19 protein-coding genes are annotated in these 23,768 nt (G+C 57.9%); 18 read left to right on the plus strand and 1 reads right to left on the minus strand.

Translation table 11 applies throughout. The annotated features are described in order from the left end of the window. Window positions 1-6: 6 nt before the first annotated feature. Window positions 7-435, minus strand: a complete 429-nt coding sequence (locus tag GDJ97_RS03835; protein ID WP_226808801.1) for a GtrA family protein — start codon at window positions 433-435, stop codon at window positions 7-9. A gap of 535 nt (window positions 436-970) precedes the next feature. Between GDJ97_RS03835 and loaP the strand changes: the two genes are divergently transcribed. The 18 genes from loaP (at window position 971) to GDJ97_RS03925 (ending at window position 23,756) form a co-directional block, all read left to right on the plus strand. After that, window positions 971-1,651 (plus strand): antiterminator LoaP, encoded by a 681-nt coding sequence (gene loaP, locus GDJ97_RS03840; protein ID WP_152069896.1) that lies wholly within the window; start codon window positions 971-973, stop codon window positions 1,649-1,651. Next, the gene (locus GDJ97_RS03845) at window positions 1,648-2,835 is read left to right on the plus strand and encodes an acetyl-CoA carboxylase biotin carboxylase subunit family protein (protein ID WP_152069897.1); all 1,188 of its coding nucleotides are present in this window, start codon (window positions 1,648-1,650) and stop codon (window positions 2,833-2,835) included. The genes loaP and GDJ97_RS03845 overlap by 4 nt, the downstream gene beginning before the upstream one ends. Before the next feature lie 16 nt (window positions 2,836-2,851). Next, window positions 2,852-3,766 (plus strand): NAD(P)-dependent oxidoreductase, encoded by a 915-nt coding sequence (locus tag GDJ97_RS03850; RefSeq protein WP_226808803.1) that lies wholly within the window; start codon window positions 2,852-2,854, stop codon window positions 3,764-3,766. Then, a complete protein-coding gene (locus GDJ97_RS03855) occupies window positions 3,763-4,701 on the plus strand; it encodes a glycosyltransferase family 2 protein (protein WP_152069899.1) in 939 nt (312 codons plus the stop codon). Before GDJ97_RS03850 ends, GDJ97_RS03855 begins: the two co-directional genes overlap by 4 nt. Window positions 4,702-4,707: 6 nt before the next feature. After that, on the plus strand, window positions 4,708-5,508 hold the full coding sequence (locus GDJ97_RS03860) for an aldolase/citrate lyase family protein (RefSeq protein ID WP_152069900.1): 801 nt from the start codon (window positions 4,708-4,710) through the stop codon (window positions 5,506-5,508). 1 nt (window position 5,509) lies between these two features. Then, window positions 5,510-6,166, plus strand: a complete 657-nt coding sequence (locus GDJ97_RS03865) for an HAD family hydrolase (protein ID WP_152069901.1) — start codon at window positions 5,510-5,512, stop codon at window positions 6,164-6,166. 24 nt (window positions 6,167-6,190) lie between these two features. After that, window positions 6,191-8,314 carry a hypothetical protein gene (locus GDJ97_RS03870; RefSeq protein WP_152069902.1) on the plus strand — a complete coding sequence of 708 codons (2,124 nt, stop codon included), beginning with the start codon at window positions 6,191-6,193 and terminating at the stop codon, window positions 8,312-8,314. Between the two features lie 24 nt (window positions 8,315-8,338). Next, window positions 8,339-9,487, plus strand: a complete 1,149-nt coding sequence (rffA, locus tag GDJ97_RS03875; RefSeq protein WP_152069903.1) for a dTDP-4-amino-4,6-dideoxygalactose transaminase — start codon at window positions 8,339-8,341, stop codon at window positions 9,485-9,487. Between the two features lie 187 nt (window positions 9,488-9,674). Then, window positions 9,675-11,642, plus strand: coding sequence for a hypothetical protein (locus tag GDJ97_RS03880; protein ID WP_152069904.1), 1,968 nt, complete (start codon window positions 9,675-9,677; stop codon window positions 11,640-11,642). Between the two features lie 39 nt (window positions 11,643-11,681). Further along, window positions 11,682-12,431, plus strand: a complete 750-nt coding sequence (locus GDJ97_RS03885) for a sugar transferase (protein WP_152069905.1) — start codon at window positions 11,682-11,684, stop codon at window positions 12,429-12,431. 36 nt (window positions 12,432-12,467) lie between these two features. Beyond that, window positions 12,468-13,484: a sugar phosphate nucleotidyltransferase gene (locus tag GDJ97_RS03890; RefSeq protein ID WP_152069906.1), complete on the plus strand. Its 1,017-nt coding sequence runs from the start codon at window positions 12,468-12,470 to the stop codon at window positions 13,482-13,484. Continuing rightward, complete coding sequence (locus GDJ97_RS03895) at window positions 13,484-14,602, plus strand: glycosyltransferase (RefSeq protein ID WP_152069907.1); 1,119 nt, start codon at window positions 13,484-13,486, stop codon at window positions 14,600-14,602. The genes GDJ97_RS03890 and GDJ97_RS03895 overlap by 1 nt, the downstream gene beginning before the upstream one ends. Continuing rightward, window positions 14,599-15,693: a glycosyltransferase family 1 protein gene (locus GDJ97_RS03900; RefSeq protein WP_152069908.1), complete on the plus strand. Its 1,095-nt coding sequence runs from the start codon at window positions 14,599-14,601 to the stop codon at window positions 15,691-15,693. Before GDJ97_RS03895 ends, GDJ97_RS03900 begins: the two co-directional genes overlap by 4 nt. A gap of 3 nt (window positions 15,694-15,696) precedes the next feature. Next, window positions 15,697-16,743, plus strand: a complete 1,047-nt coding sequence (locus GDJ97_RS03905; RefSeq protein ID WP_152069909.1) for a glycosyltransferase family 1 protein — start codon at window positions 15,697-15,699, stop codon at window positions 16,741-16,743. Continuing rightward, on the plus strand, window positions 16,737-19,232 hold the full coding sequence (locus GDJ97_RS03910; protein WP_152069910.1) for a glycosyltransferase: 2,496 nt from the start codon (window positions 16,737-16,739) through the stop codon (window positions 19,230-19,232). The genes GDJ97_RS03905 and GDJ97_RS03910 overlap by 7 nt, the downstream gene beginning before the upstream one ends. After that, window positions 19,222-20,646, plus strand: a complete 1,425-nt coding sequence (wzx, locus tag GDJ97_RS03915; RefSeq protein WP_152069911.1) for an O-unit flippase-like protein — start codon at window positions 19,222-19,224, stop codon at window positions 20,644-20,646. Before GDJ97_RS03910 ends, wzx begins: the two co-directional genes overlap by 11 nt. Before the next feature lie 66 nt (window positions 20,647-20,712). Beyond that, a complete protein-coding gene (locus GDJ97_RS03920) occupies window positions 20,713-22,422 on the plus strand; it encodes a phospho-sugar mutase (protein ID WP_152069912.1) in 1,710 nt (569 codons plus the stop codon). After that, window positions 22,422-23,756, plus strand: a complete 1,335-nt coding sequence (locus GDJ97_RS03925; protein ID WP_152069913.1) for a lipopolysaccharide biosynthesis protein — start codon at window positions 22,422-22,424, stop codon at window positions 23,754-23,756. The genes GDJ97_RS03920 and GDJ97_RS03925 overlap by 1 nt, the downstream gene beginning before the upstream one ends. The last annotated feature ends 12 nt before the right edge of the window (window positions 23,757-23,768 follow it).

Here is a 23,768-nt window from a genome sequence, read left to right on the forward strand (position 1 = left end):
GGCCCCTTACGCCCGGCTCGCTAGGAAATGGCGACGGCTGAAGTAGTTGTACCAGGTGACGAAGAACGTGGAGATGAGCTTCATCAGCTGGTAGCCGATGTTGAACATGGTGACGCCTACGAACATGTAAAGGTCGTTCAGCCCCAGGCCCACGGCGGAGAGCACGGCGAAGATGGTGAACTCGCGCCGACGGCTCATGCCGTCGCGGTGATCGAACACAAAGCGCAGCGAGAGGTAGTAGTTCACCACGACGCTCAAGATGAACGCGAGGGTGGTGGAGACCAGGTAGTCCACGTGCAGGAGCTCCACGAGGAGGAGCAGGACCGAGTACTCGACGACGAGCGAGGTCAGGCCCACCAAGGCAAACTTGGTGAACTCCTTGGTGCCCGGCGTCAGGTGCGGCGCGTGCAGCTTATGTCCGCGAAACCCCTTCAAAATACTCCCCATATGTGGAATAGTGTGTGAACCTCTGCTTACTATACGCGCGATGTCAGGGAGATGTAAGGATTCGAAACGGCTTCCCACAGCTATTTCTCGCTATCTGCGCAGCATCTCCATGGGAGAGCGCGCTTCGGCGAGGTCGGAGCTGCGAATGCGGACGCGCACGAACGGGGCGCAATTATGGGCGTTTTGTGCGCGGGGGGGGGTTCTGGCTTCAATCGCAGTGTTTAGCAACGTTCACCTGTGCTCTTGCCATGGAAGTGGGGTTTTACCGAGACTTCGCCTTTGAGCTATAGTTAACAAGCTTGTCGCTTTGTGGCCATCCTTGAGGCGTGCGGGCGTCCGACATAGCTTGCGAAGACGGGGCGGTGCCTGGTGTGGGTCCCGGAATTGCAGGTGCTCTATATATGACGACCGGTTGTCTTTCCAAGACGGGGCGAAGCCATGCAGCAACTCCGTGTCCCTGGGTGCGGTGCGTTTGCATTCCTTGCTTTGACGGGCACTCGGTCGAGGGAGAAGTGGGGTCCATATGGAGGCCGATACCGTCGAGTTCGCCGGGTCGCGTGTGCCCGACGCGCGTGAGCGTGCGAGCGCACGTAACCGTGCACGGGACTATGCACACGAGGAGCGCGCCCAGGCGGCATGCATCGGAGGCGCGCGCGCCAAGTGGTACGTGATCCAGGTGGTCTCCGGCAGGGAACGCAAGGTTTGCGAGCTGCTTCGCGCCAAGATCGGAGAAGACGTGCTCAAGGAGTGCTTCTCGCCCGCTTACGCCACGCAGCGCAAGGTCAAGGGCGAGTGGCAGGAATGCCAGACGCTCCTGTTCCCGGGGTACGTGATCGTCGTCACGCGGGACGCCACCGAGCTCAAGGCCCGCCTGGGCGGCGTGACGGAATTCACGCGCCTGCTCTCGCTCGGCGAGCGCTTCACCTCGCTCACCAAGGCCGAGCGCGCCTGGATCTGCGCCTACACGCAGCAGGGCGAGCGCGTCATGCCCATGAGCATGGCCGTTATGGAGGGGGATCAGGTGCGCGTGGTCCAGGGTCCGCTGCTCGGGCAGGAGGCGCTCATCGACCACGTGGATCGCCGCCGCAGCACCGCATATATAGAGTTCGAGATGTTCGGACGAAGGATCAAGACCAAGATCGGCCTGGGGGTTGTGGCGAAGAAGTCGCAGCCCGATGATGTATGGGGGGATAATCAAGTATGAGCTCTCAGCGCCTGCTCATCCTGAACGGTAGCTTGAGCGAACTGCCGCTCATCAAGAAGGCAAAGGAACTTGGCTACTATGTCATAACCTCTGGTAACGCTCCTGAGCTTATTGGTCATCGCTATGCCGACGAGTACATCCCGGCTGATTATTCAGACAAAGAGGCCATACTTCAGCTCGTCAAGGACAATGCTATCGACCGCATCGTCTCTCCAGCCAATGATTTTGGCGTCATCAGCGCTTGCTACGTTGCCCAGACCATGGGCTGGCCCGGTCACGATACCTATCAGAACGCGCTTACCCTCCACCACAAAGATGCGTTCAAGATGCTCATCCAGGAGATGGGCATCAGGACGCCGCACTCGGTTGTTTTCCACTCAAAGGATGAAGCGCTCGACGGCATTGATGATTTCAACTACCCCGTTATCGTCAAGGCGGTTGACCTCACGGGCGGCAAGGGCATCCATCGGGCCAACAACCGCGAGGAGGCAATCGCTGCCATCGAGAACGCCTACAGCATCTCGCGTTCCAACAACGTCGTTGTCGAGCCGTACCTGACGGGCGTCCAGCAGTCCATTGACACCTTCGTTCGCGATGGCAAGGTCATCGCTTCTGTAAGCAACGACTGCTACATGCCAATGAATCCCTATCTCATCCAGTCCGAGACGCTGCCCGCACGAGGCATCGAGGACATCCAGGACGAGCTCCATGGGATCATCGAGGCCATTTGCAAGCGTCTCTCTCTGGTAGATGGTATGTTCACCCTGCAGTACATCATCTGCGACGGCAAGCCGTACGTTATCGAGATGATGCGGCGCTGCCTAGGCAACCAGTTCCTGACTGTTGCCGGCCGTGTTACCGGTTTCCCTTGGGAAGAGGCCTTGCTTCGCGCGGAAACGGGCATGCCTCTCGATGGACTTACCTTCGAGACCCCAAAGTCCGCTTTCGCTGGGCATCATGGGGTCATGGGCGATCACAACGGAAAGATTGCCGGCTATCGCATCGATCCTGAGCTGCAGGATCATCTTTTTCAGACGATCGAGATCATGCAGCCCGGTGAGGAGATCACTAATTTCATGAACGAGCGCGTTGCCTATCTGTATTACGAAGCGGACACCCGCCAGGAGATTGAATCGTTTGCAACCAGGCTGAACAGCCTGGCGTACGTTGTCTATGCAGAGTAGAAAGCGCAGGGTAGCTATGCATCTTTTGGTCACAGGTTCAAACGGATTCATTGGCCGCAACTTTTGCGCATGGTGCCACGAGCATTACGGATGGGAGATTACCGGTCTCGACCTTTCCGAGTCCTCCCGCATTCCCGTGGAGCACTATGTGCAGTATTCGCTCGGGCCTGCCGGTTCCATCGATGCCCTCGATGATGCCATGAGCGGTGTTGACGCCGTCGTGCACTTTGCTGCTGACATGCGTCGCGAGCCTCACAACGTCGCCGTCGTGCGCGACAACTGCACGGGTACCCAGATGCTCCTCGAGGCGTGCGAGCGCGCGGGCGTTTCGTGCTTTGTCCAACTTTCCAGTCTGCCGGTCATCGGCCATCCGGTCGAGCATCCCATCGACGAGCATCATCCCCTGAAGCCGCCCACGGTGTACCACGCCACCAAGGTCATGGATGAGCTGCTTGCCAATTACGCCGACTATGCGCGCGGAATTCGTGGCGTGAGTCTGAGAATCTGCGCCCCGGTGGGCGAGGGCGTCAAGCCCACGACCATCTTCCCGACGTTTGTCCGTAACGCCTTGGATGGAAAAGACATCGTGCTGTACGGCAGGGGCACGCGCAAGCAGACCTTCATCCATGTCTACGACATCGCTCAGGCGATTTGCAAGGCCATTACCTCCGAGAACGCCCATGGTGTGTATAACCTAGCCAGCAGGAATCTTATCTCCAATATGGAGCTTGCTGAGAAGTGCATCGAGATCCTTGGATCTAGTTCCCAAATCGTCTACAACGGTCAGCCTGACCCGTCCGATGATGAGGTCTGGGACGTGTGCATCGATCGACTTGAAAAGGATACCGGGTACGAGCCAAAGCTATCAATCGATGAGTGCATCCGTCGTCAGGCGGCGTATCTTGCTGGCGAGGAGAACGCATCCAAATGATGATTTCCGTTGTCATTCCCTGCTATCGTTCGGCTCACACCGTTGCCGATATCGTTCATCGCGTACAGAATACCATCGAGGCCGATGGCCGATATGATTACGAGGTCATCTGCATCAACGATAATCCCCCTGATGAGACCCTCAAGGTTCTGAAGGGTTTGGTTGCAGAAAGCGAGAAGGTCAAGGTCATCTCATTCACAAGGAACTTCGGCCAGCATTCCGCCCTCATGGCGGGTTTCAACAACGTTTCCGGAGACGTTGTTATCTGCCTGGACGATGACGGCCAGAATCCCCCTGAGGACATGTTCAAGCTCATCGACAAGCTGGACGACGGGTACGACCTTGTTTCCGCGCGTTATGTCGATGAGCATCGTCCTCTCATTCGTCAACTGGGGTCCAAGGTCGCGATGAGCATGTCATCGCATCTCATCGGCATGCCCAAGGGCATTGAGCTCAATAGCTTCTGCACCTTCAAGCGATTCATTGCAGATGAGGTCGTCCGTTACACCAATCCGTATCCGTTCGTCCACGGTCTGATGCTCCGCGTGACGCGCAACATCGCGAACGTCGACATGGTCCGAAGTGACCGAGAGGAGGGGAGTTCTGGCTACACGATCTCTAAGCTGTTCTCGCTTTGGTTGAACGGCTTTACCGCGTTCTCCGTTACGCCGCTGCGCGCTGCATCGGTTTGCGGTGCACTCTTCGCGAGCATCGGGTTCATCGCCGCCATTGTCGTTGTCGTTCGCAAGTTCGTCGTGCCCGAGATTTCTGCGGGCTACAGTTCCCTTATGGCAGCGATTCTCTTCTTCTTCGGCCTGAACATGTTGTTCTTGGGTCTGATTGGCGAGTATATCGGCCGTATGTACATCTGCATGAATGAAGCTCCCCAATTTGCTATACGCGATACGTACAACTTGTCACGGAAGGAAAGGTAAGACACCATGGCTATGAACGCTACCGGAAGGAAGATGGTCGAGCTCCTGAAGGAGCTACGCGATGACTACGGCTGCACGGCCATCAAGTCTGAGTTCGAGGCCGAGGGCTCGCGCACGGACGAGATGATCATGCTCTGCGAGGTCATGAACACGTGCGAGGTGCCCTGCACCATCAAGATTGGTGGCTGCGAGGCCGTGCGCGATCTTGACCAGTGCAAGCTCCTCGGCGCTGACAACATCATGGCCCCCATGATCGAGACGCCCTACGCCATGAAGAAGTTCAAGGAGGCCGCCGCCAAGGTCTACGGTGACCGCCTGGGAGAGATCAACTGGGTCATCAACGCCGAGACCAAGACCTGTCATGAGAACTACGACGCCATTCTCGCTGAGGGTGCCGGCTTCGTGAACATGGTGGGCATCGGCCGCGTGGACTACTCCGGCTCCTGGGGCCTCACCCGTGCAGACATCAACGGCGATTTCATGCTGGAGAAGGTCACGGATATGGCCAAGCGCGCCAAGAAGGCCGGCATCATGGTCGCCTTCGGCGGCGGCATCTCGTTTGACGCCATCCCGTTCATCAAGGCCATGGTGCCCTTTGCGGACCGCTTCGAGACACGCAAGGTTAATTTCCAGATTACCGATGACGAGCGCATCCTCAAGGGCGGCATCCTCCGCGCCATGAAGTTCGAGACACTCTACCTTGAGAGCAAGTGCGCCTACTACGACTCTATGGCCAATGAGGACCGCGCGCGTCTGAAGATGATGCACGAGCGCGTGGAAAAGGCCGAGTCCGAGCTGGGGCTATAGCGTGGCCGTGAAACTTGCGATCTTCGACTTGGACGGCACCCTCGTCAATACGATTGAGGACGTTTGCGACTGTTTCAATCAGGCGCTTGAGAACTGCGGGCATCCACGAGTGGATGACGGCGTCATAGCCGCGCTCGTGGGCAAGCCACTCCCAGTGATTGTGCGTGGGCTCCTGCCCGAGGGTATCTCCGATGATGAAGTGGACGCGATAGCAGGGGAGTACCGTCGCGTGTACGGCTCGAGCGCAAAACCCAACACCAAGCCATACCCGGGCATCCCGGAGATGCTTGCGCACCTGCAGGCCGAGGGTGTTCGCCTTGCCGTTAACAGCAACAAGCCTCACGAGGCTGCTGTTGAGGTGGTCAATCGCATGTTTCCGAAGCTCGATATGGACGTTGTGGGATTCGGTGCCGTGGCTACCACCAAGCCCGATCCCGCCGGTGCGAACCTGCTCATGGAACGCGCCGGCGTTATCCCGGCCGATACCGTCTACGTGGGTGATACCGTGGTGGATGTGGATACCGCCGATGCCGCCGGAGTTCGCTGCGTGTTGGTGACCTGGGGACAGGGTACGCCGGAACTTCGTGATGATTCGCGGATTTGGGTTGTGGCGGAGGACGCCGTAGACCTGCTCAATCTCTTCTTGCATCGGGATTAACGCGTGATGGAACCAAATAATCGAATGAAGCAATCAAATACAAATAAATCACTTTACGATTACATCCCGGTTGTAGTCGTGTGTCTTGTTTTCCTGATCGTCGGCATCCTGTTTGTTCAGAACGAGATATTTCAGGATGACTGGTATATCGAGGCGAGTGCCGATGGGTTTTTTGGTAACAGCAACCGAAGCCTTTTTGTTGTAGGTCCAAATTATCTCATTACTGGACTGATTTGGGTTCTATCGCTCACGGGCATTAGGCTCTTCTGGCTTCATATCCTGCTTGTTCTATTCAACTTTCTTTCACATCTTCTCATCAGTTGCGTCATGGTGCGGAGAGTCGGTTCACGTGGCGCGACCCTATCATCCGTCTGCATTGGGTTGCTGTTTGCGCCTATCGTGAGCTTCGAGCTGCAATTTACTACCACTGCTGCCTACGTAATCACCTCGGGTTGTTTTGCGCTTCTTGATGCGGTCGAGCGCGATGCTCACTTGAAATGGAAGTTGCTTGCCATTGCATGGATTGTCATCGGATCCTCGCTTAGATTTGATTGTCTTGTTTACTCCGTGCTACTGTTCGGCTTGCTATGGCTATTGAACTCGATTGATGTCATTCGCCATTGCGACGTTGGTGACAGGATTATCTTCACTCTAAGAAGACTGGCACCTTTTGCCGCTACCTTATTTGTCTGCGTTTGTCTTGAACTGAGTCATAATGCGTTACTTAATTGGCAAAATCCAGGATTCAGTAGCTGGAATGCTGTTCGTGCCAGCGTTGATGACTATGCACTGCCCTCGTACGACGAAGCTGCTCAGGAGTACGAGCAAATTGGACTTTCCAAGGTTGATGTCAACCTTCTCAAGTCATGGAACAATATCGATGAGATCACATTTTCTGAAGAGACGTACAACAAGCTAAAAGATATTAAATTGCACTGGAAAGGCCAGGGAGAAGGCAAAGATGTCTCCCTTCTTACAGTCGTTTCCTTTTCGCTCTTTTCTTCCGCTAAGAGCTTTATTGGAACCACATGGTTTTGGGAAGCAGCTTTGTTTCTTATCTTGATCGTGTTCCTATCTGATCGAAAAGCCATTCTTTCCGCCGGTCTCGTTTTTCTAGGCTCGTTCGCACTGTATGCGTATCTGCTAGCAATCGGTAGGTTGATTTGGCGAACGGAGTGGCCAATCTGGATAGCGCTTATCTTTGCGCTTCTGTTTGTTTTCTCGAATAATCGTGTTCGCTCAATTCGACTACTCGATTCTGTCTCCAAGACGCAGCGTACACTACTCGTAGTTGCTCTGTTTTGCTTGGCGTTCTTTGGACGTTCTTACAATGCTGATTCCGCACTGTTTACGCGATATAAAGATAGGATAAATAATCCAAATACGTATGGTCGATACATCATTTCGCTTGTAACTGGAAAAACTATAAACTATGTGACGTATAGTAGCAGCGCTGCTGTTGATCTGAGCGAAGACGATAACCATTTTTATTTTTCACTGTGGTCTAATGATTGGCTGCAGCAGTATCCTCTGTATGCAGTTGACACCTTCCGCTTTTTTCCTATTGGTTCCGGTAAGAACTGGGGGACGCTCGGGCAGTATCAGATTCGCTTGAAGCCTATTCGGAGTAATTTCTCTAACTGGAAGATAGACAATCCCTTCGAAGCCTTAACAAATGAAAAAGTTCGAGTAGCTGCTAGGCCATCTGAAGCACTCGCTAGAAACGATGAGCTTTTGGCTTATTTGAACGAGAGATACTCAGCGACTACAACATATTCTGTAGACCGGATGGTTGCAAACGATACTTTGATTACTCGCTATTGCGATGTTAAAAAAATTCCCGAAGCGGATAATACGGATATAGCCGTTAGCTTTACAAGTATGGTATCTGATGAGCTGTCTGACTTTCTTGAAATCGATGCTCGTTTTCCAGATAGCCAGTCCGGCCTTCACTATCGGCAAGCCTTCCTTGTCTTAACCAACGAGTCGGGTGTTACAAAAGCGTTTAGTTGTGAAAGATCATCAATTCGGACGACTATTCCTAAAACGCAGATTGGTAACGGCAACTATATTGCTTCATTGGTTTTTGAAACGGATGAGGGAAATTGGCTTTCGTCCGCTTCAGCTGAATTAAGGGTATCGGAATAGCGAGAATCGAAGGGGTTGGACGCTATGTCTATCGCTTTTAATGTACCTCCTTATGTTGGTAAAGAGCTTGATTACGTGCGTCAAGCAGTTGAAGTCAACCATAAAATATCCGGCGATGGACCTTTTACCGGGCTTTGTCATAAGTGGATTCAGGAACACTGCGACACTCAAAAGGCGCTACTGACGACAAGCGGAACTACCGCACTTGAAATGGCTGCTCTTCTCTGCGATATCAAGCCTGGTGACGAGGTGATTCTTCCGAGCTTTACGTTCTCAACAACCGCAACTGCCTTTGTGCTGGTTGGAGCGAAGCTCGTGTTTGTTGACGTTCGCCCTGACACGATGAATATTGACGAGAAAAAGATCGAGCGGGCAATTACTGAGAAAACACGAGTAATTGTCGCTGTGCATTATGCCGGTGTTTCCTGTGAGATGGACACTATCATGAGAATTGCTCATGAACATAATCTTTTGGTTGTTGAAGATGCCGCGCAAGGGGTTATGAGTTCTTATAAGGGTAAACCCCTCGGATCAATCGGTGACTTCGGTTGTTTTTCGTTCCATGAAACTAAGAACTATTCCATGGGCGAGGGGGGGGCTCTTCTCATTAAGAACTCTAAGTATAATGACCGCGCAGAAATCATTAGGGAGAAGGGTACCAATCGTCAGCGTTTTCTCCGTGGCCAGGTTGATAAATACACTTGGGAAGAATACGGGAGCAGCTACCTTCCGAGCGATATGAACGCGGCGTATCTTTGGGCCGAGCTTGAAGAGGCTGATCTCATTAACGACAATCGACTTAAAACTTGGGATACATATTATCAAGCTTTGCTGCCCCTGGCTTCAGGCGGTAAGCTTGAACTTCCGGTTATTCCTGATGGGTGCAAGCATAACGCTCACATGTTTTACGTGAAGCTGCGTGATTTGGAGGAAAGGACCTCCTTCATTTCGTATCTTAAGGACCGTGGTATTACTTCCGTGTTCCATTACATTCCGCTTCACTCCTCTCCTGCAGGCATGCGGTTTGGTCACTTCGATGGTGACGATCAGTACACCACAAGCGAATCTAATCGTCTTGCTCGTCTTCCCCTGTATTTCAATCTTGAGAAGAAGGACTTCGATTACATCATTTCGTCTATTTACAGCTTCTTTGATTCATCTGCTGCCTGCTAACTCCATTGATTTGCTCCCTATGCTGCCGACAGCTTCCCCGTTTATGACTCGGGAGAGCTTTCGGCTGCTTGGTTGTTCTTTGTATTGTTGTTTTTTCATCCCCAATCTATTCGGCAGAAATGGAAACGGCTGACTTCTTTCCTATATATGAGCAAAGAATCCTCCAGTTTATTCGGTTGACTTCATTATGTATAGTTTCAGACGTAGTATTCGCGATAGCGCAGCATTGTCTTTTTCCGCGTTGAATGTGCGGCACCTAACTGTCGCTCTTTCTGCTTCGCTCGTTAGCTTTCTAGCAACTGTTATTCTTCTTTCTTCTTTTTTCGCCACTAATGACGATAGCTATATACAAATGGCATTGGCTGGATCTCTTTCCGGTGATTATTCCGCTTTTGTCACCTTCGTTGGTTTTTCTCTTACATGGTCCGTTTCACGACTTTTCGCATGCATTCCGGGGGTGCCCTGGTGGGGCATCATGCATTATGTTTCCCTTTTTGCGAGTGTAGTGTTTTTTAACCTCTCTCTTCTGTCTTTATCTTTTTCTAGGCGCTTTCGAGAAAGAGGAGTTTTTTCTTTCTTCGTACTTTCATTGACTGATTTCTGTCTTTTTTCTTTTTTTGTTTCGCGGGTTCAATTTACTGAAACTGGGTCTGTTGCTGCGGCTGTTGGCTCGATGCTTTTTGCTGCTAATATCTTCCGACATAAACGGGGCAATAGGCTTGACAATGAGATGAAAACCCGGTTGGTTCCTTGGGCGTTTTCCGTTCCATTCTTTTTGCTGGCTTTTTGCTATCGCATGGAATGCGGTTTGCTTGCTTTGACGTTTTGCGGGCTTGCAGTGTTCATAAAGGTTGTTGTCGACAAGGTTGAGCATGTCTCTTTTGATTATCGAATAGCCTTGCACTTCCTTATCGCATGCATGGTTTGCTCGATCGCGTTCGGTATCCACGTCGGTGCGTATTCATCTCCGGAGTGGAAGAGCGTCAAGACCACCATTAAGGCTTTTGCCGGATGTACCGACTATCCCCATGCAACATATGAAGATAATCCTTCCCTGTATGATTCGGTTGGTTGGGATGAATCGCTGGTAAAGCTTGTTCCCATGTTTTTCTATATGGACAAGCGCGAGACCCCTGAGGCACTTGAACATGTCGCCAACTCTGATTCAACGTATTTGTGGGAGCTTAGGGCCAATCCTCTGGGAACGTTGAAGACCAGGCTTTCCGATCTCGCAAATCCGGTCGTTATTCCCTTCGTTGGATTGTGCGTCCTACTTTTCATCATTGCCAACACCCACGCCGAACGCTCCGTGCGGTTCACGGCTCGCGCGGTCTTTATCGTTGCCCTTGCCTTTTTAGCCTATCTAGTCGTTCGCGGGCGCATGCCGTATCGAGCTGCTCTTTCTGTGATTCTTCCTGCTATGGGAGTCTTAGCTGGTTCTTTGATGGGAAGTGGTCACGGTTTCAGGTTTCTTGAGAGTAGAGGACGTTTTTTTGATATTGCTTTTGACGCTGTGGCGCTCCTGATGCTCGCTGTTCTCTTCTTTGCTTCCACGCGTCTCGGCAAAGTGCTCGTTCTTTTCATGGTTCTGGGCTTGGGCCTCATTTCCGTTGTCCGATTCATTCGTCTTGACGCTCGGACGGCGTGTCATCGCGTTTGCAGCGCTATGAGTATGTGGCTGGTCCCAGCATCCCTCGTTGTCTTCATTGGCGCCGCTGGATGCGTTACGGTTTATAAATGTGGACCGTGGAGTGAGGACTATCACGAACTCACCATTACCGAGCAGAATGGCGATGCAATCTACTCCTATGCAGAGAATAATCCTGACCTGCTGGTTATCTTTGATTCTGCTATTGGTAGGTATGGTGCGGTTCCTCGCGATGTATGGAGCCTGCGATGGCCGGTCAACCAGACGAACTGGGGAAGTCTCTTTTACCAATACCCCTGGTTCGATTCCACGCTCAAATCCGCAGGGTTCAAGGGCACGCCTACGACTGAAGACCTGTTTGACGACAACGTGCGCCTGGTCATCGGATCCGATTACGTCTATGAGCTTATGAGACAATATTTAACCAACCTGTACGGCGACGTTCAGATGACGTGCGTGGATGTCATCGGCAACGGCCTGAGGGTATACCGATTCAGCAAGGACTAGCAGTTACGATTAGCCATGATACGCGGGAATGAACATAAGATGAGCAGTCAGAACATACGGTTCGAACGAGCTGACGGGGATTCGCATGTCCAGGCATCTACGCCTCCCTGTTATGAACGCGGCGAGTACCGAGCTCCCGCGCCGGATCCCAGCGTCCCGGCTCCCAAGCCGGGCGGCGTTCTCTACCTTGTCCTTAAACGCTTCTTTGATATCTGCATCTCACTGGTGATCATGGTCCTCGGCATCATCCCTGGGTTCTTGCTGAGCATCCTTATCATGTTGGATTCTCCCGGTGCCTCTCTGTACCGGCAGGCGCGTATCGGCCTGGGTGGCGCGCCGATCAGGATTTGGAAGTTCCGCACCATGGCCGCGGACGCCCATGAGCACCCCGAGCGGTACATGACGCCCGAACAGCTTGCCCTCTGGCGCCGGGAGCAGAAGATCGATGACGACCCGCGCGTCACGAGGATTGGGCGCGTACTGCGCCGCTACTCCATCGACGAGTTTCCGCAGTTCCTGAACGTGCTCATGGGCGACCTTGCTATCATCGGCCCTCGTCCGGTCACGCAGGAGGAGACGCTGGAGCTCGGTGACGCGCGTGACGAGTTCCTCTCGGTCAAGCCCGGCATCACCGGATGGTGGCAGGTAACCGAGCGCAACGAGGCAACCTGGGCCAACGGGCACCGCCAGGCGCTCGAGCTCTTCTATGTGAGACATGCCAGCGTGGCTCTCGATTTGCGCATCTTCGTTCGCACCTTTCGTGCCATTTTTTCCGGCACCGGTAAATAACGCGCTTCTTCAATGGGAAAGGATGGGTAGCTCGCAATGAAAAAAGGTCGAGGCACGCACGTCGTGCTCCTCTCAGGTGGGTCGGGTAGCCGGCTCTGGCCGCTCTCAAACGATGTCCGCTCCAAGCAGTTCCTCAAGGTGCTGCGCGACGATTCCGGTAATCACGTCTCCATGGTGCAGCGCACCTACGCCCAGCTCCGGCGGAACCTCCCCGGTGCGGATGTCACCGTGGCCACCTGTGCTTCGCAGGCAAGCATGCTCGCCGAGCAAATTGGTGGCGGCTTTGGGCTCGTGGTTGAGCCCGAGCGACGCGACACAGCGCCTGCGATCCTGCTCGCTGCGGCACACCTCGCTTGGGAGCAGGGCGCGGATCAAGACGACGCCATGGTCGTCATGCCTATAGACTCCTTTGTTGAGGACGCCTACTACGACCGTCTGGCCGACGTGGCCGATGCTGTGCGGGCTCGGGCGGCGGAAATCGTGCTCCTGGGCGTGGAGCCCACCTACCCGAGCGAGAAGTACGGCTACATCGTCCCCTCCGCCCCCTCGGGCTCGCCCCGGCAGGTGGAGAGCTTCCGCGAGAAGCCCGATGCTGAGACCGCGGCTTCGCTCATTGCCCGCGGAGCGCTTTGGAACTGTTGCGTGTTTGGCATGACGGTGGGGCACGCGCTCGAGGTCCTTGCCGGCTACGGGGAGTTCTCGGGCTTCCGCGACCTGCGCGAGCGTTATGCCGAGCTCCCGCGGAACAGCTTTGACTACGAGGTGGTCGAGCGCGCCTCGTCCGTGGCGGTGGTGCCCTACGGAGGTGCCTGGAAGGACCTGGGTACCTGGAACACGCTTTGCGAGGAGATGGCCGACGACGTGGCTGGTCCCGTGGTAGTGGATGCCAGCTGCCGAAACGTCCACGTCATCGACGAGCTCGGAGTGCCCATCGTCATCTCCGGCATAGAGGACGCCGTGGTGGTGGCCACCGAGGACGGCATCCTCGTCTGCGCCAAGGAGCGCAGCGCCGGCATCAAGCCGCTGGTCGCGCGGGCTGAGGAGCTGGCGTGATGGCGGGCGGTCCCAAGGTCGCGCTCGTTCACGACTGGCTCGTGGGCTCGGGTGGTGGCGAGCGCGTGCTGCGCTGCATGCACGAGATGTGGCCCGATGCTCCCATCTTCACGCTCGTGTACGACGAACGGAGCGCGCCCGCGTGGTGCCGTGGACTCGATATACGTACCACTTACATCCAGCGGTGGCCCGGTGGCAGGACCCATCACAAGCTACTGCTTTCCTTTATGCCGCGCGCATGGGAGACGTTCGACCTCACCGATTACGACCTGGTGGTCAGCTCATGCATGAGCTGCTGCAAGGGTGTGCTCACCCGCCCGGACGCCCTGCACGTGTGCTACTGCCATAGCCCCATCCGTTACGTGTGGGACCTCTACTACGACTACCTCGCCGGTGCGGGTGGCTTCAAGCGGCTCTTCATGCCGCCGCTCATCTACCGGGTTCGCCAGTGGGATTATCTTGCGGCGCAGCGCGTGGACCGTTTCGTGGCGAACTCTGCGTTCGTGGCGAAGAGGATCGCCAAGTTCTACCGGCGCGACGCCATGGTCATCCATCCCGGCGCGGCCGTTCCCGGCGAGTTGCCGGCGTCCACGGCCAAGGGCGATTACTACCTCGTGGTCTCGCGGTTCGTGGGCTACAAACGGATCGACCTCGCTGTGGAGGCGTGTAACCGGCTCGGGCGCCGGCTCGTAATCGCAGGTTCCGGTGGTGAGGAGGAAGCCAACCTGCGAGCGCTCGCGGGTCCCACGGTGGAGTTCCGCGGCCGCGTCTCCGACGAGGAGCTGGACGAGCTCTACGCCGGTGCCCGCGCCTTTCTGTTCCCGGGCGTGGAGGACTACGGCCTTACCCCCGTGGAGGCCATGGGGCACGGCGTGCCGGTTCTCGCCTTCGGCCGCGGCGGCGCGCTTGAGACCGTGGTGGACGGGGAGACCGGCCTGTTTTTCTCCAAGCAGACGGCGGAGTCGCTCTGCGGCTGCATCGAGCGGTTTGAGCGTGACGGCGTGGCGCTCTCCGTCGAGGGTATCCACCGACACGCCCTGGGCCTCTCCGAGGAGTGCTTCAAGGAGCGCTTCGGCGCCTACGTGCGGCGCGCGATGGGGGAGGCGGGATTGATTTGACAGTTACAGCGCCCCGCAAGATCATCATCAACGGCCTGTTCCTGTCCCGCCGCTTGACGGGTATGGAGCGCACGGCACGGGAGCTCGTTCGCGAGATGGACGCCCTTGTCGATGACTGCTACACGCCCCTTGAGCTTGCGGTTCCCTGGGATGCCGTGGACGATCTTCATCTCCGGAACATCTCGATTCGGGTCGTCGGCTCGCGTACGGGCACGGCCTGGGAGCAAACCTCCCTGGCACGCTACGTCCTTCGCGAGCGTGGGTGGTGCCTGAGTATCTGCTCCACGGCGCCCCTGTTCTGCAAGGGGGGTGTCTTCATCCACGACATTGCGTACCTGCAGCATCCCGAGTGGTTCACCTCGCTTTACTCGCGCCTTTCTGCGGCCTGGCATCGGGTGAACTACGCCTACGCTGCCAGGAGGGCGGACGTGCTCTACACGGTTTCCGAGTGGTCCAAGGAGCAAATCTGCGCTTGCCTTGGCGTCGATTCCCAGAAGGTGGTCGTCGTTCCCAACGGTTGGCAGCACATTCTGCATGTTAAAGAGGATGAAGGTGCGGCGCGCCTTCATCCCGAGCTGCTTGAGCGACCCTTCTTCTTCACGTTATGCAGTTTGGCCCCTAACAAGAACCTGCCATGGGTGGTCGGGGCGGCGAAGCGCAACCCCGATACGCTCTTCGTCGTGGCGGGCAATCTGAACAAGGTCGCCTACGGCGAGCGCTTCAAGGATGAGCTTCCTGGGAACATGCTGCTTCTGGGCTATGTTTCCGATGGCGAGAGCCGCTGGCTCATGGGTCATTGCCGCGCTTTCCTCTTCCCCTCGCTCTATGAAGGGTTCGGGATTCCACCGCTCGAGGCCTTGTCCTGCGGCGCCGCGGTTGTCGTCTCCCATGCGACGGCGTTGCCCGAGGTCCTTGGTGACGCCGTTCACTACGTGGACCCCGAGGCTGCGATCCCCGATCTTGATGAGATCCTGGCGGAACCCGTCGGGGACGCCGGAGCCGTCCTTTCCCGATACAGTTATTCCAAAGCCGCCGAGGTCGTTTGCCGGTCCCTGGAGGACCGCGGCCTCCTGCGGCGAAAGGTGGTGTGACGCGTGCCACGCCTTCTCATCGATGGTCTCTTTCTCACCAAGGAAGTGAACGGGATACCGCGCTATGTGCGCGAGCTGCTTCGCTGTCTGGACGATACGCCGCGCTCGTTCGACGTGGAGGTGCTCGTTCCGGGTGGGGGAGAGGTGAACGACTTTCCACGGTACCGCACGATGAGCGTATCCCGTGTGGGGCGCCATACGGGGCAGCGCTGGGAGCAGTTTGAGCTTCCATGTTTCATGCGCTCGCGCGAGGGCGTGGGGCTCTATCCCTGCAACACCGCACCGGTGCTCAGCCCCGGCATCACCATCATCCATGACATATCGCCCGTGGTGAACCCTAGCTTCTATTCTCCTGTCAACGCTCGTTACCATGGGGCGCTCTTCGCCCTGACGATTCCCCGAGCGCGCCTCATCCTCACGGTGAGCGAGTTCTCAAAGCGGGAGATCGAGCGCGTGTACCCCGCCGCGCGCGGCAAGGTCGAGGTGGTTCCCTGCGCCTGGCAGCACATGGAGCGTGTGGGTGCCGATCCCGATATCCTGGGCAAGCTGGGTCTCGTGCCCGGTGGGTACTTTTTCGCGCTGTCCACGTTGTCCCCCAACAAGAACCTGCGCTGGATCGCGGAGACGGCGCGCCTGAACCGGGGTTACACCTTCGTCATTGCGGGCGGCATGGATCCCCGCGTGTTCGGCGAGCACGGTATTCCCCGGGCGGACAACGTGATCTATCCCGGCTTTGTCTCCGATAGCGAGGCCAAGGCCCTTATGGCATCCTGTCGCGGATTCCTGTTCCCAACGTTCTACGAGGGTTTTGGCATTCCGCCGCTCGAGGCGCTCTCGTGCGGGGCACCCGTGGCAGTCTCCGACACTGAGGTCATGCATGAGGTTTACGGTTCCTCGGCGCACTACCTCGACCCCCATGTCCCCTGCGAAGACGTAGAGGTGCTCTTCAGCACTCCCGTTGACGAGCCGGGGGATGTGCTCAAGCGCTTTGGCTGGGATATCTCCGCACTTAGGTTTTCTGATGCGGTCGGGAGGTGTCTTGCATGTTAGATTCGTGGACGCTCTGCGCGGTTCTCGCGCTCGCGAGCGCGGTGCTGTTCGTCGCTTATCTGGCGACCACCTTCGTGCGATACGGGTACATCGTCTCGCCGTTCAACGTCACCATGTTCCTTGCCGCCGTCGCGTTCTGCCTGAGCCCGTTCTTCTATCTTGAGGACGGCACGTGGGCCTCGGTGTGGATTTACGACGCAGCGTCTATGCGCGCGTACCTGGCGCAGTCACTGAATATCAACCTGCTGGGCACGGTGGTGTTCCTGGGCTTCCTGCTCTTCAAGACGGTGCGCGAGAGGAACAGCGGGGCCGAGCTGGGCCGTAATCGGGTGCTGAACGTCATGCCACGGGTCGACGCGCGGGTGGCGGGATTCGTCACGCTTGGTTCGATCGCTGTGTTCACCGCGATCTGCCTGATATTTAACAGGGGAACCTTCCCGCTCCTCAACGGGGACCGTGATTTCTATTACCAGTCCTCGATCTCTCCCGTGTACCAGGCCATGCTCTTCGCCATGCAGTTTATGGGCGTGTACTATGGTTTTCGCTTCGTGTCGCAACGGCGCGGGCTCCTCGGTTTTCTGGCGGTGCTGTTCTTCCAACTCCTTTCCGGCACGCGCGGGGGGATGCTCCAGAACACGCTCGCTCCCGTGCTCGTATATGCGATCAGCTATCCCTACCAGGTGCTGCGCGCCGGCAGGCCGGTGGAGAGGCGCGGCCTGGTAAGGCGTTGGAGCACGCTGCTGATCGGCGTCGCTTGCGTGGGCGTCCTCGTGCTGGGGCTGGAGATCCAGACCGTGCGCTCGGGCGAGGGTCTCGGCGGCATCGCGCGCATGGCACAGGAGGTCGTTGACGGCAACACGTTCAGCGACATCCGCGATGGTGCGTTCCTCCTAAAGGGTTTCGCAGAGCGTACTGATAGCTCGTTCGTCCACGGTCTCACGTACCTCGCGGGGCTTCTCGGATTCGTCCCCTCTTCGCTGAGCGCGTTCCGTCAGACCTGGTCATGGGGACGGTTTAGTGCCCATACGCTAGCCGGAATTCGCCAAACGCATTTTGGCCTGCGCGGCGGATGGTTCCTTGAGTCCTATTTCAACTTTGGGATTCTGGGAATCCTCGCGCTCGCCCTGGTGCTTGGGCTGCTCATGTTCAAGAGCGAGCAGATTTATCGCAGGTTCATCCTGGGCCGGGGAGGTCGGGGAGGGATCGTGCACCCGGCGGCGGACGCATCCCTGCTGCTCGTGCTCGTTCGCACCTTGTTCTCGGCGCTGACCTGCTCGTCGGGCACGATCGAGCTCTACGCCTGTCTGGCTACCATGTGTCTTCTCGTGGGCGGCTCCCATTGGGTACGGCACCTTCGTGCGTCGCGCGCCGAGCAGGTGGCGGGGACGGCCATGAGCATATGCCTCATGGGCGGGGACGAGCCCGGGGTTCGCTGCGGGGTGACGGATTACAGCCGCCGGCTCGCGCAGGAGCTGCGCTTGGAGGGAACGCGGGTTCTTGAGGTGGTTCGCGGCGGATCTGGCGGCGTGGGGTTCGATGCCGACGGGTGTCTGCGTCTTTCGGGGGGCTGGAAGAATCCCATCGCACTCGCGTTGACGCTGATTGGGGCCAAGCGCGCCGGATGCAACGTGGTGCATGTTGAATACCCGACCGTCGCCTACGGTCGGTCCCTGGGCATCAGCTTGGTTGGTTGGATGGTTCGCTTCCTCGGGCTCTCTTTCGTCTACACGGCTCACGAGTTTTCTAGCTACGGCCCACTCGGCCATGTGCGGCAGTTGCCCAGTCTGTATGCCGCAGATGCCGTTGTTGCCGTGGATGAGCAGGAGCGCGACGCGATTCTGGAGTATTTGCCCGCCGGAGCCGAGGTGCATCTCATCCACATTGGCTCGAACATCTCCCGGTTCGCCGGCTCGGCGTCTGACGTGCAGCAGCTCAGGGCCTCACTGGCCGGACCAGGTACGACGGTGGCAGCGTTTTTTGGATTCGTGCTGCCGAGCAAGCATTTCCACGAGATTCTTCGCGCCATGGCGGAGCTCAAGGGGAGCGAGCGCTTGAGCACCAAGCTCCTGCTCGTGGGGGAGCTCGATCCGGCGAACGGGTACCAGGCCGAGGCGCTGAATCTCATCAAGGGACTTGGGCTCACGGACGACGTCATCACGACCGGCTACCTGCCCGCGGAGAACGTTGGCCTCTATCTTCGTGCGGCCGACTACGCGCTGCTTCCCACCGACCACGGTGCCTCTGTGCGCAACGGCAGCTTCTTAGCGGCCTATCAGGAGGGGATCGAGGTCGTCACTTCCGCCCCCAAGGGCGATTTCCCCTTCCATGATGTTCGGTTCCTCGATACGAACGATGTGGAGGGCATCAAGAAGGCGATCGTTGCGGAGCAGAAGCGCGAGATTCCGCGATACGACCGCGATGTTGACTTCGGCTGGAAGCGCGTAGCCCGTTCCCACGCCAATCTCTACCAGGAGGTGCTTGACCATTAGCGAGGTTTTGCAGGCTCGTAGAGGCGACGTCATCTGGAACTACGTGGGCACGATCGTGTCCATGGGGAGCGGTTTCATCCTGCTGCCGATTCTCTTGGCATTCCTCTCTGCTGACGAGCTCGGTCTTTGGTACGCCTTTTTGGCGGTGAGCAACTTCACGTTGCTGTTTGAGTTTGGCTTCAGCCCCACGTTCGCGCGCAACATCGTCTACTGCCTGAGCGGCGTCTCCTCGCTCTCGCGCGAGGGGAAGACCGAGCGCGGCGATGAGATCGATTGGCATCTGTTCGCTTCTATCCTCAAGACATCCAAGCTTATCTATGCCGGCATCGCGCTCGTGGCACTGCTTATCTCCGTCACGCTCGGCAGCGTCTACGTCGCCTCCATTACGAGCGACCTGGAGGGGCTCGACCATTGGCTTGCCTGGGGCGTCTTCTGCGTCTCCATCTTCCTCAACCTCTACTATCTCTGGACCATCACGTTCCTGCGCGGGTTCGGTGACGTGGCAGGGGAGAGCCGTGCCAAGACGTTCGCCAAGGTGTCCCAGCTGGTTGTGACTGCCCTGCTCTGCGTCATCGGGCTGGGGCTCATGGGGGCAGCGATTGGTTTTCTGCTCAATGGTATCCTGCTGAGGGCCTTCGCGAAGGTCGAACTCAGGCGTCATGAAAAGCTGCTCGAGTCCGCGCGGACGCTCGGCGGGAAGGTCTCGCGAGGGGATGTCAAATCTGTCTTGGACAGCGTTTCGCACCTTGCCGTCCGCGACGGGTTGGTTCAGCTGTCGCTCTACTTTGCTACCCAGGCTTCGTCCATCGTGTGCTCGCTCTACCTCGGGCTTGCGGAGACGGGAACGTACTCGCTCCAGCTGCAGCTCGCGAACGCAGTCGGGAGCGTCTGCATCGCCTACATATCGTCGTTCTATCCAAGTTATCAATCTGCGTACACGCGGGACGATGTGGCGAAGATGCGCGAGATCGTCGAGCGTGGCTTCAGCGTCTTCTGGGCGTGCGCCATCGTTGGAATCGGAGGCGTGATCCTCGTCGTGTATCCGCTGCTCCCCCTGGTGAAGCCCGGGGTATCGCTGGATGCGTGGATGTTCGTGGCGCTGGCGGTCTATACCTGCCTCCTCCAGCAGTATTCCGCGTTCTGCTCCCTAATCGTCGCCACGAACCGCATTCCCTACGTGCGGGCGTACGTCCTCGCGTCCGTTTGCGGCATCCTCTGCTCCATAGTGCTCATCAGGGTTTTTGGCCTGGGGGCATGGGGCCTGGTGCTCGGCCAGGCGATTGTCCAGCTCGCCTACAACGACTGGCATTGGCCCGGCCTGGTTATGAGCGAGTTGGGATTGGGTTATCTGAGTGCCCTCAGGGAGGGGTACCGCTGGCTGGGCGGTAGGCTTTCTCGCCGTCTCTCTCGGTAACGCGTTGTCTTTGCGCGCCGCCCGCGTATGATGTGGTGGCTGGAATTATCTACAGGAGCTTTGAATATGGATGAACGCATCGTTTCCACCTACGATCGCTGGTTGCGCTTGGCCGAGGTGGCCGATTCTCGGGCGCTGGAAGGTCTCAAAGCCGAGCCGGGTGAGTTGGCGGACGCTTTCGCGCGTGATTTGAGCTTTGGTACCGGCGGACTGCGCGGTTTGATGGGACTTGGTCCCAATCGGCTGAACGTTTACACCGTTGGTCGGGCGACGCAGGGGCTCGCGAACTGGCTGCTCGCCGACTGTTCTGCGGTCGGCACGTCCGTTGCCATCGCGTACGACTCGCGCAATCATTCCGCGGAGTTCGCCCGCCGGGCTGCTTCGGTTCTCGCCGGCAACGGCATTCATGCTCTGGTTTTCCCGCATTTGGAGCCAACCCCCGTGCTCTCCTACGCGGTGCGTCGGCTTGGCTGTGCGGCTGGTATCGTGCTCACGGCTTCACACAATCCCAAGGAGTACAACGGCTACAAGGTATATGGGCCGGATGGTTGTCAGGCCACCACGGAGGCGTGCCGCTCCATTCAGGGTGCTATTCTCAAGGTGGACCCCTTCGACGATGTGCGTGCCCTGCCCTTTGAAACCGCGCTGGATGCGGGCGCGGTGAGTTGGATCGATGACGAGCTACTGGATGGTTACGTGAACGCGACCGTGTCGTTTCGCGCTAGACAGGATTTGTCGAACCTTTCCGTGGTGTATACCCCGTTGAACGGAACCGGCGCCGAGCCGGTCGCACGCGTGCTGCGCGAAGCCGGCGTGACCGATTTTGCCGTCGTGCCCGAGCAGGCGGAGGCAAACGGGGACTTCCCCACGTGCCCCAAGCCGAACCCGGAGGAGCGCGCTGCGCTAGAGCTCGCCGTCGCCCTCGGCGAGAGGCGTGGGGCCGATCTGGTGCTCGCGACCGATCCCGATGCAGACCGTGTGGGCGTGGCCGTTCTCCACGAGGGCAGCTACGAGCTGTTGACCGGCAACGAGGTGGGATTGCTGCTGTTGGACTGGCTGGCGCGCCGGTCCCGCCGAAGCGGTTCTGTGGCTATGACGACCATCGTCTCGGCCCCCATGGCGGATGACCTGGCCCGGGCGCACGGAATCGAGCTCCGCCGGACGCTCACCGGCTTCAAGTTCATCGGCGAACAGATCGGCCTGCTGGAAGGGGAGGGCAGGGAGGACGACTTCCTCATGGGCTTTGAGGAGAGCTATGGTTACCTTGCTGGGACCCACGTTCGCGACAAGGATGCCATGATATCCTGTCTGCTCATCTGCGAACTGGCAGCTGAGGCCAAGGAGCGCGGATCCGATTTGTACGTCGATATGCGACGCCTCTACGATGACTATGGCCATTGGGGTAACGAGCAGGTCTCCATCCGGTATGCTGGAGCCGACGGACCGGAGCGGATGGCGGCGCTGATGGCCGGCCTGCGCACCCAGCCTCCCGCCTCGCTCGCAGGGCTCGGGGTCGAACGGATGATAGATTACCTGGCCGGCGCTGAGATGCCTGTGGTCAATCCAAGGCCTGACGAGGGGGTGCAGACCCTGCCGGCGTCGAACGTGCTCGAGTTCCGGCTCACGGGCGGAAGCCGTGTGCTCGTGCGACCGAGCGGGACCGAGCCCAAGGTCAAGGGCTACGTGTTCGCGAAGGCATCCACGCAGGACGCGGCCGAGCGGCTGCAGACCAGGCTCGTCTCCGACCTGAGAACGCTTTTGAACGGAAACGAGTGATGGCTGGAAAACTCAACCCGGATCGGAATCGGGCGGTGCCTGAATCAGAGGAATCGCGTCGGCGGCGCTCGGCGTATGTCTGGAACACCGTGGGCGGTCTGCTCATGGCATTCCAGTCCGTTATCATGCTCATGGTGCTCACCCGGGTGTGTGACATTGCCACGGCCGGCGTCTTTACGCTCGCGTACGCCAACGCGAACCTCTTCCTCAACTTGGGCAAGTACGGCGTTCGCAACTACCAGGTCTCTGACGTTCGCGCCCGCTTCTCGTTCTCGGCCTATCTGCGCGCCCGCGCGGTCTCCACGTTCGCCATGCTCGTCGTGGGCGGGGCCTATACCTTGGGGTGCGCTGTCTCGGTGGGATGGTCGACGGAGAAGACGGCGACGGTCGCGGTCATGCTGCTCTTCAAGGCGGTGGATGCGCTCGAGGACGTGTTCCACGGCAACTATCAGCAGCATGATCGTCTGGATGTGGCGTCCAAGGTCATCACGGCGCGCCTGGGCACGTTGATCGTCGTCTTTGCGGGGCTTATCATCGCCATGCGCTCGCTGCTCATGCCGCTTGCGATCACCACGGCGTTCACCGCGCTCTTCTTTGTGGGGGAGACACTCTGGGCCCGTCGTTTCGGCCTGCCGGTGGCGGACGGATCGACGGGGGAGGGCCTGCGTGCCGTGTGGCGCGAGACGGCCACGCTGCTGCGCGAGTGCTTCCCGGTCTTTCTTGCGGCGTTTCTGCTCTTCTACATCGGCAATGCTCCCAAGTACGCCATCGATGCCGCCATGGACGATGCCGCTCAGGCCTATTTCGGCTACATCGCCATGCCGGTCTTCGTGGTGGGGCTGCTCGCGAGCTTTGTCTACAACCCCATCATCGCCTCGCTCGCCGAGGATTGGGAAACGCGGCGCGCCGGTCGTTTTGCCCGGCGGCTCGGCGTGCAGGCGCTCATCATCGTGGGCATCACGCTCGTCTGCATCCTCGGCGCCCTGATCTGCGGCATCCCCGTGCTGGGGACGCTGTACAACGCGGACCTGTCTCCGTACCGGGTCGATCTTCTGATCCTGCTTGCCGGCGGTGGGTTTTTAGCGCTCGCCACCCTGCTCACCATGGGTATCACCATCATGCGCCGGCAGGGGCTGCTGGTTCCCGGTTACGTCGTGGTAGCTGTGTTCGCCGCCGTGCTCTCGCCCTGGGCGGTCGGCCTTGCCGGCGTGGACGGCGCCTCGTGGATCTACCTGGCGCTCATGGCGGTGCTCACCTTGTGGTTCACGGTCGTCTTCGCGCTTGGAGTCCGGCGGGGAGATAGCCTTCCCTTCGAGTCGCTTGATCCTCGATGACAATGCCTACGA

Origin of the sequence: Collinsella sp. AK_207A (genome assembly GCF_902501965.1) — a bacterium.
In the GTDB taxonomy this organism is placed as follows: domain Bacteria; phylum Actinomycetota; class Coriobacteriia; order Coriobacteriales; family Coriobacteriaceae; genus Collinsella.

Coding starts and splice junctions, on each gene's coding strand:
- loaP (WP_152069896.1), top strand. CDS start 971: ATGGAGGCCGATACCGTCGAGTTCGCCGGGTCGCGTGTGCCCGACGCG.
- GDJ97_RS03845 (WP_152069897.1), top strand. CDS start 1,648: ATGAGCTCTCAGCGCCTGCTCATCCTGAACGGTAGCTTGAGCGAACTG.
- GDJ97_RS03850 (WP_226808803.1), top strand. CDS start 2,852: ATGCATCTTTTGGTCACAGGTTCAAACGGATTCATTGGCCGCAACTTT.
- GDJ97_RS03855 (WP_152069899.1), top strand. CDS start 3,763: ATGATGATTTCCGTTGTCATTCCCTGCTATCGTTCGGCTCACACCGTT.
- GDJ97_RS03860 (WP_152069900.1), top strand. CDS start 4,708: ATGGCTATGAACGCTACCGGAAGGAAGATGGTCGAGCTCCTGAAGGAG.
- GDJ97_RS03870 (WP_152069902.1), top strand. CDS start 6,191: ATGAAGCAATCAAATACAAATAAATCACTTTACGATTACATCCCGGTT.
- rffA (WP_152069903.1), top strand. CDS start 8,339: ATGTCTATCGCTTTTAATGTACCTCCTTATGTTGGTAAAGAGCTTGAT.
- GDJ97_RS03880 (WP_152069904.1), top strand. CDS start 9,675: ATGTATAGTTTCAGACGTAGTATTCGCGATAGCGCAGCATTGTCTTTT.
- GDJ97_RS03885 (WP_152069905.1), top strand. CDS start 11,682: ATGAGCAGTCAGAACATACGGTTCGAACGAGCTGACGGGGATTCGCAT.
- GDJ97_RS03890 (WP_152069906.1), top strand. CDS start 12,468: ATGAAAAAAGGTCGAGGCACGCACGTCGTGCTCCTCTCAGGTGGGTCG.
- GDJ97_RS03895 (WP_152069907.1), top strand. CDS start 13,484: ATGGCGGGCGGTCCCAAGGTCGCGCTCGTTCACGACTGGCTCGTGGGC.
- GDJ97_RS03910 (WP_152069910.1), top strand. CDS start 16,737: ATGTTAGATTCGTGGACGCTCTGCGCGGTTCTCGCGCTCGCGAGCGCG.
- GDJ97_RS03920 (WP_152069912.1), top strand. CDS start 20,713: ATGGATGAACGCATCGTTTCCACCTACGATCGCTGGTTGCGCTTGGCC.
- GDJ97_RS03925 (WP_152069913.1), top strand. CDS start 22,422: ATGGCTGGAAAACTCAACCCGGATCGGAATCGGGCGGTGCCTGAATCA.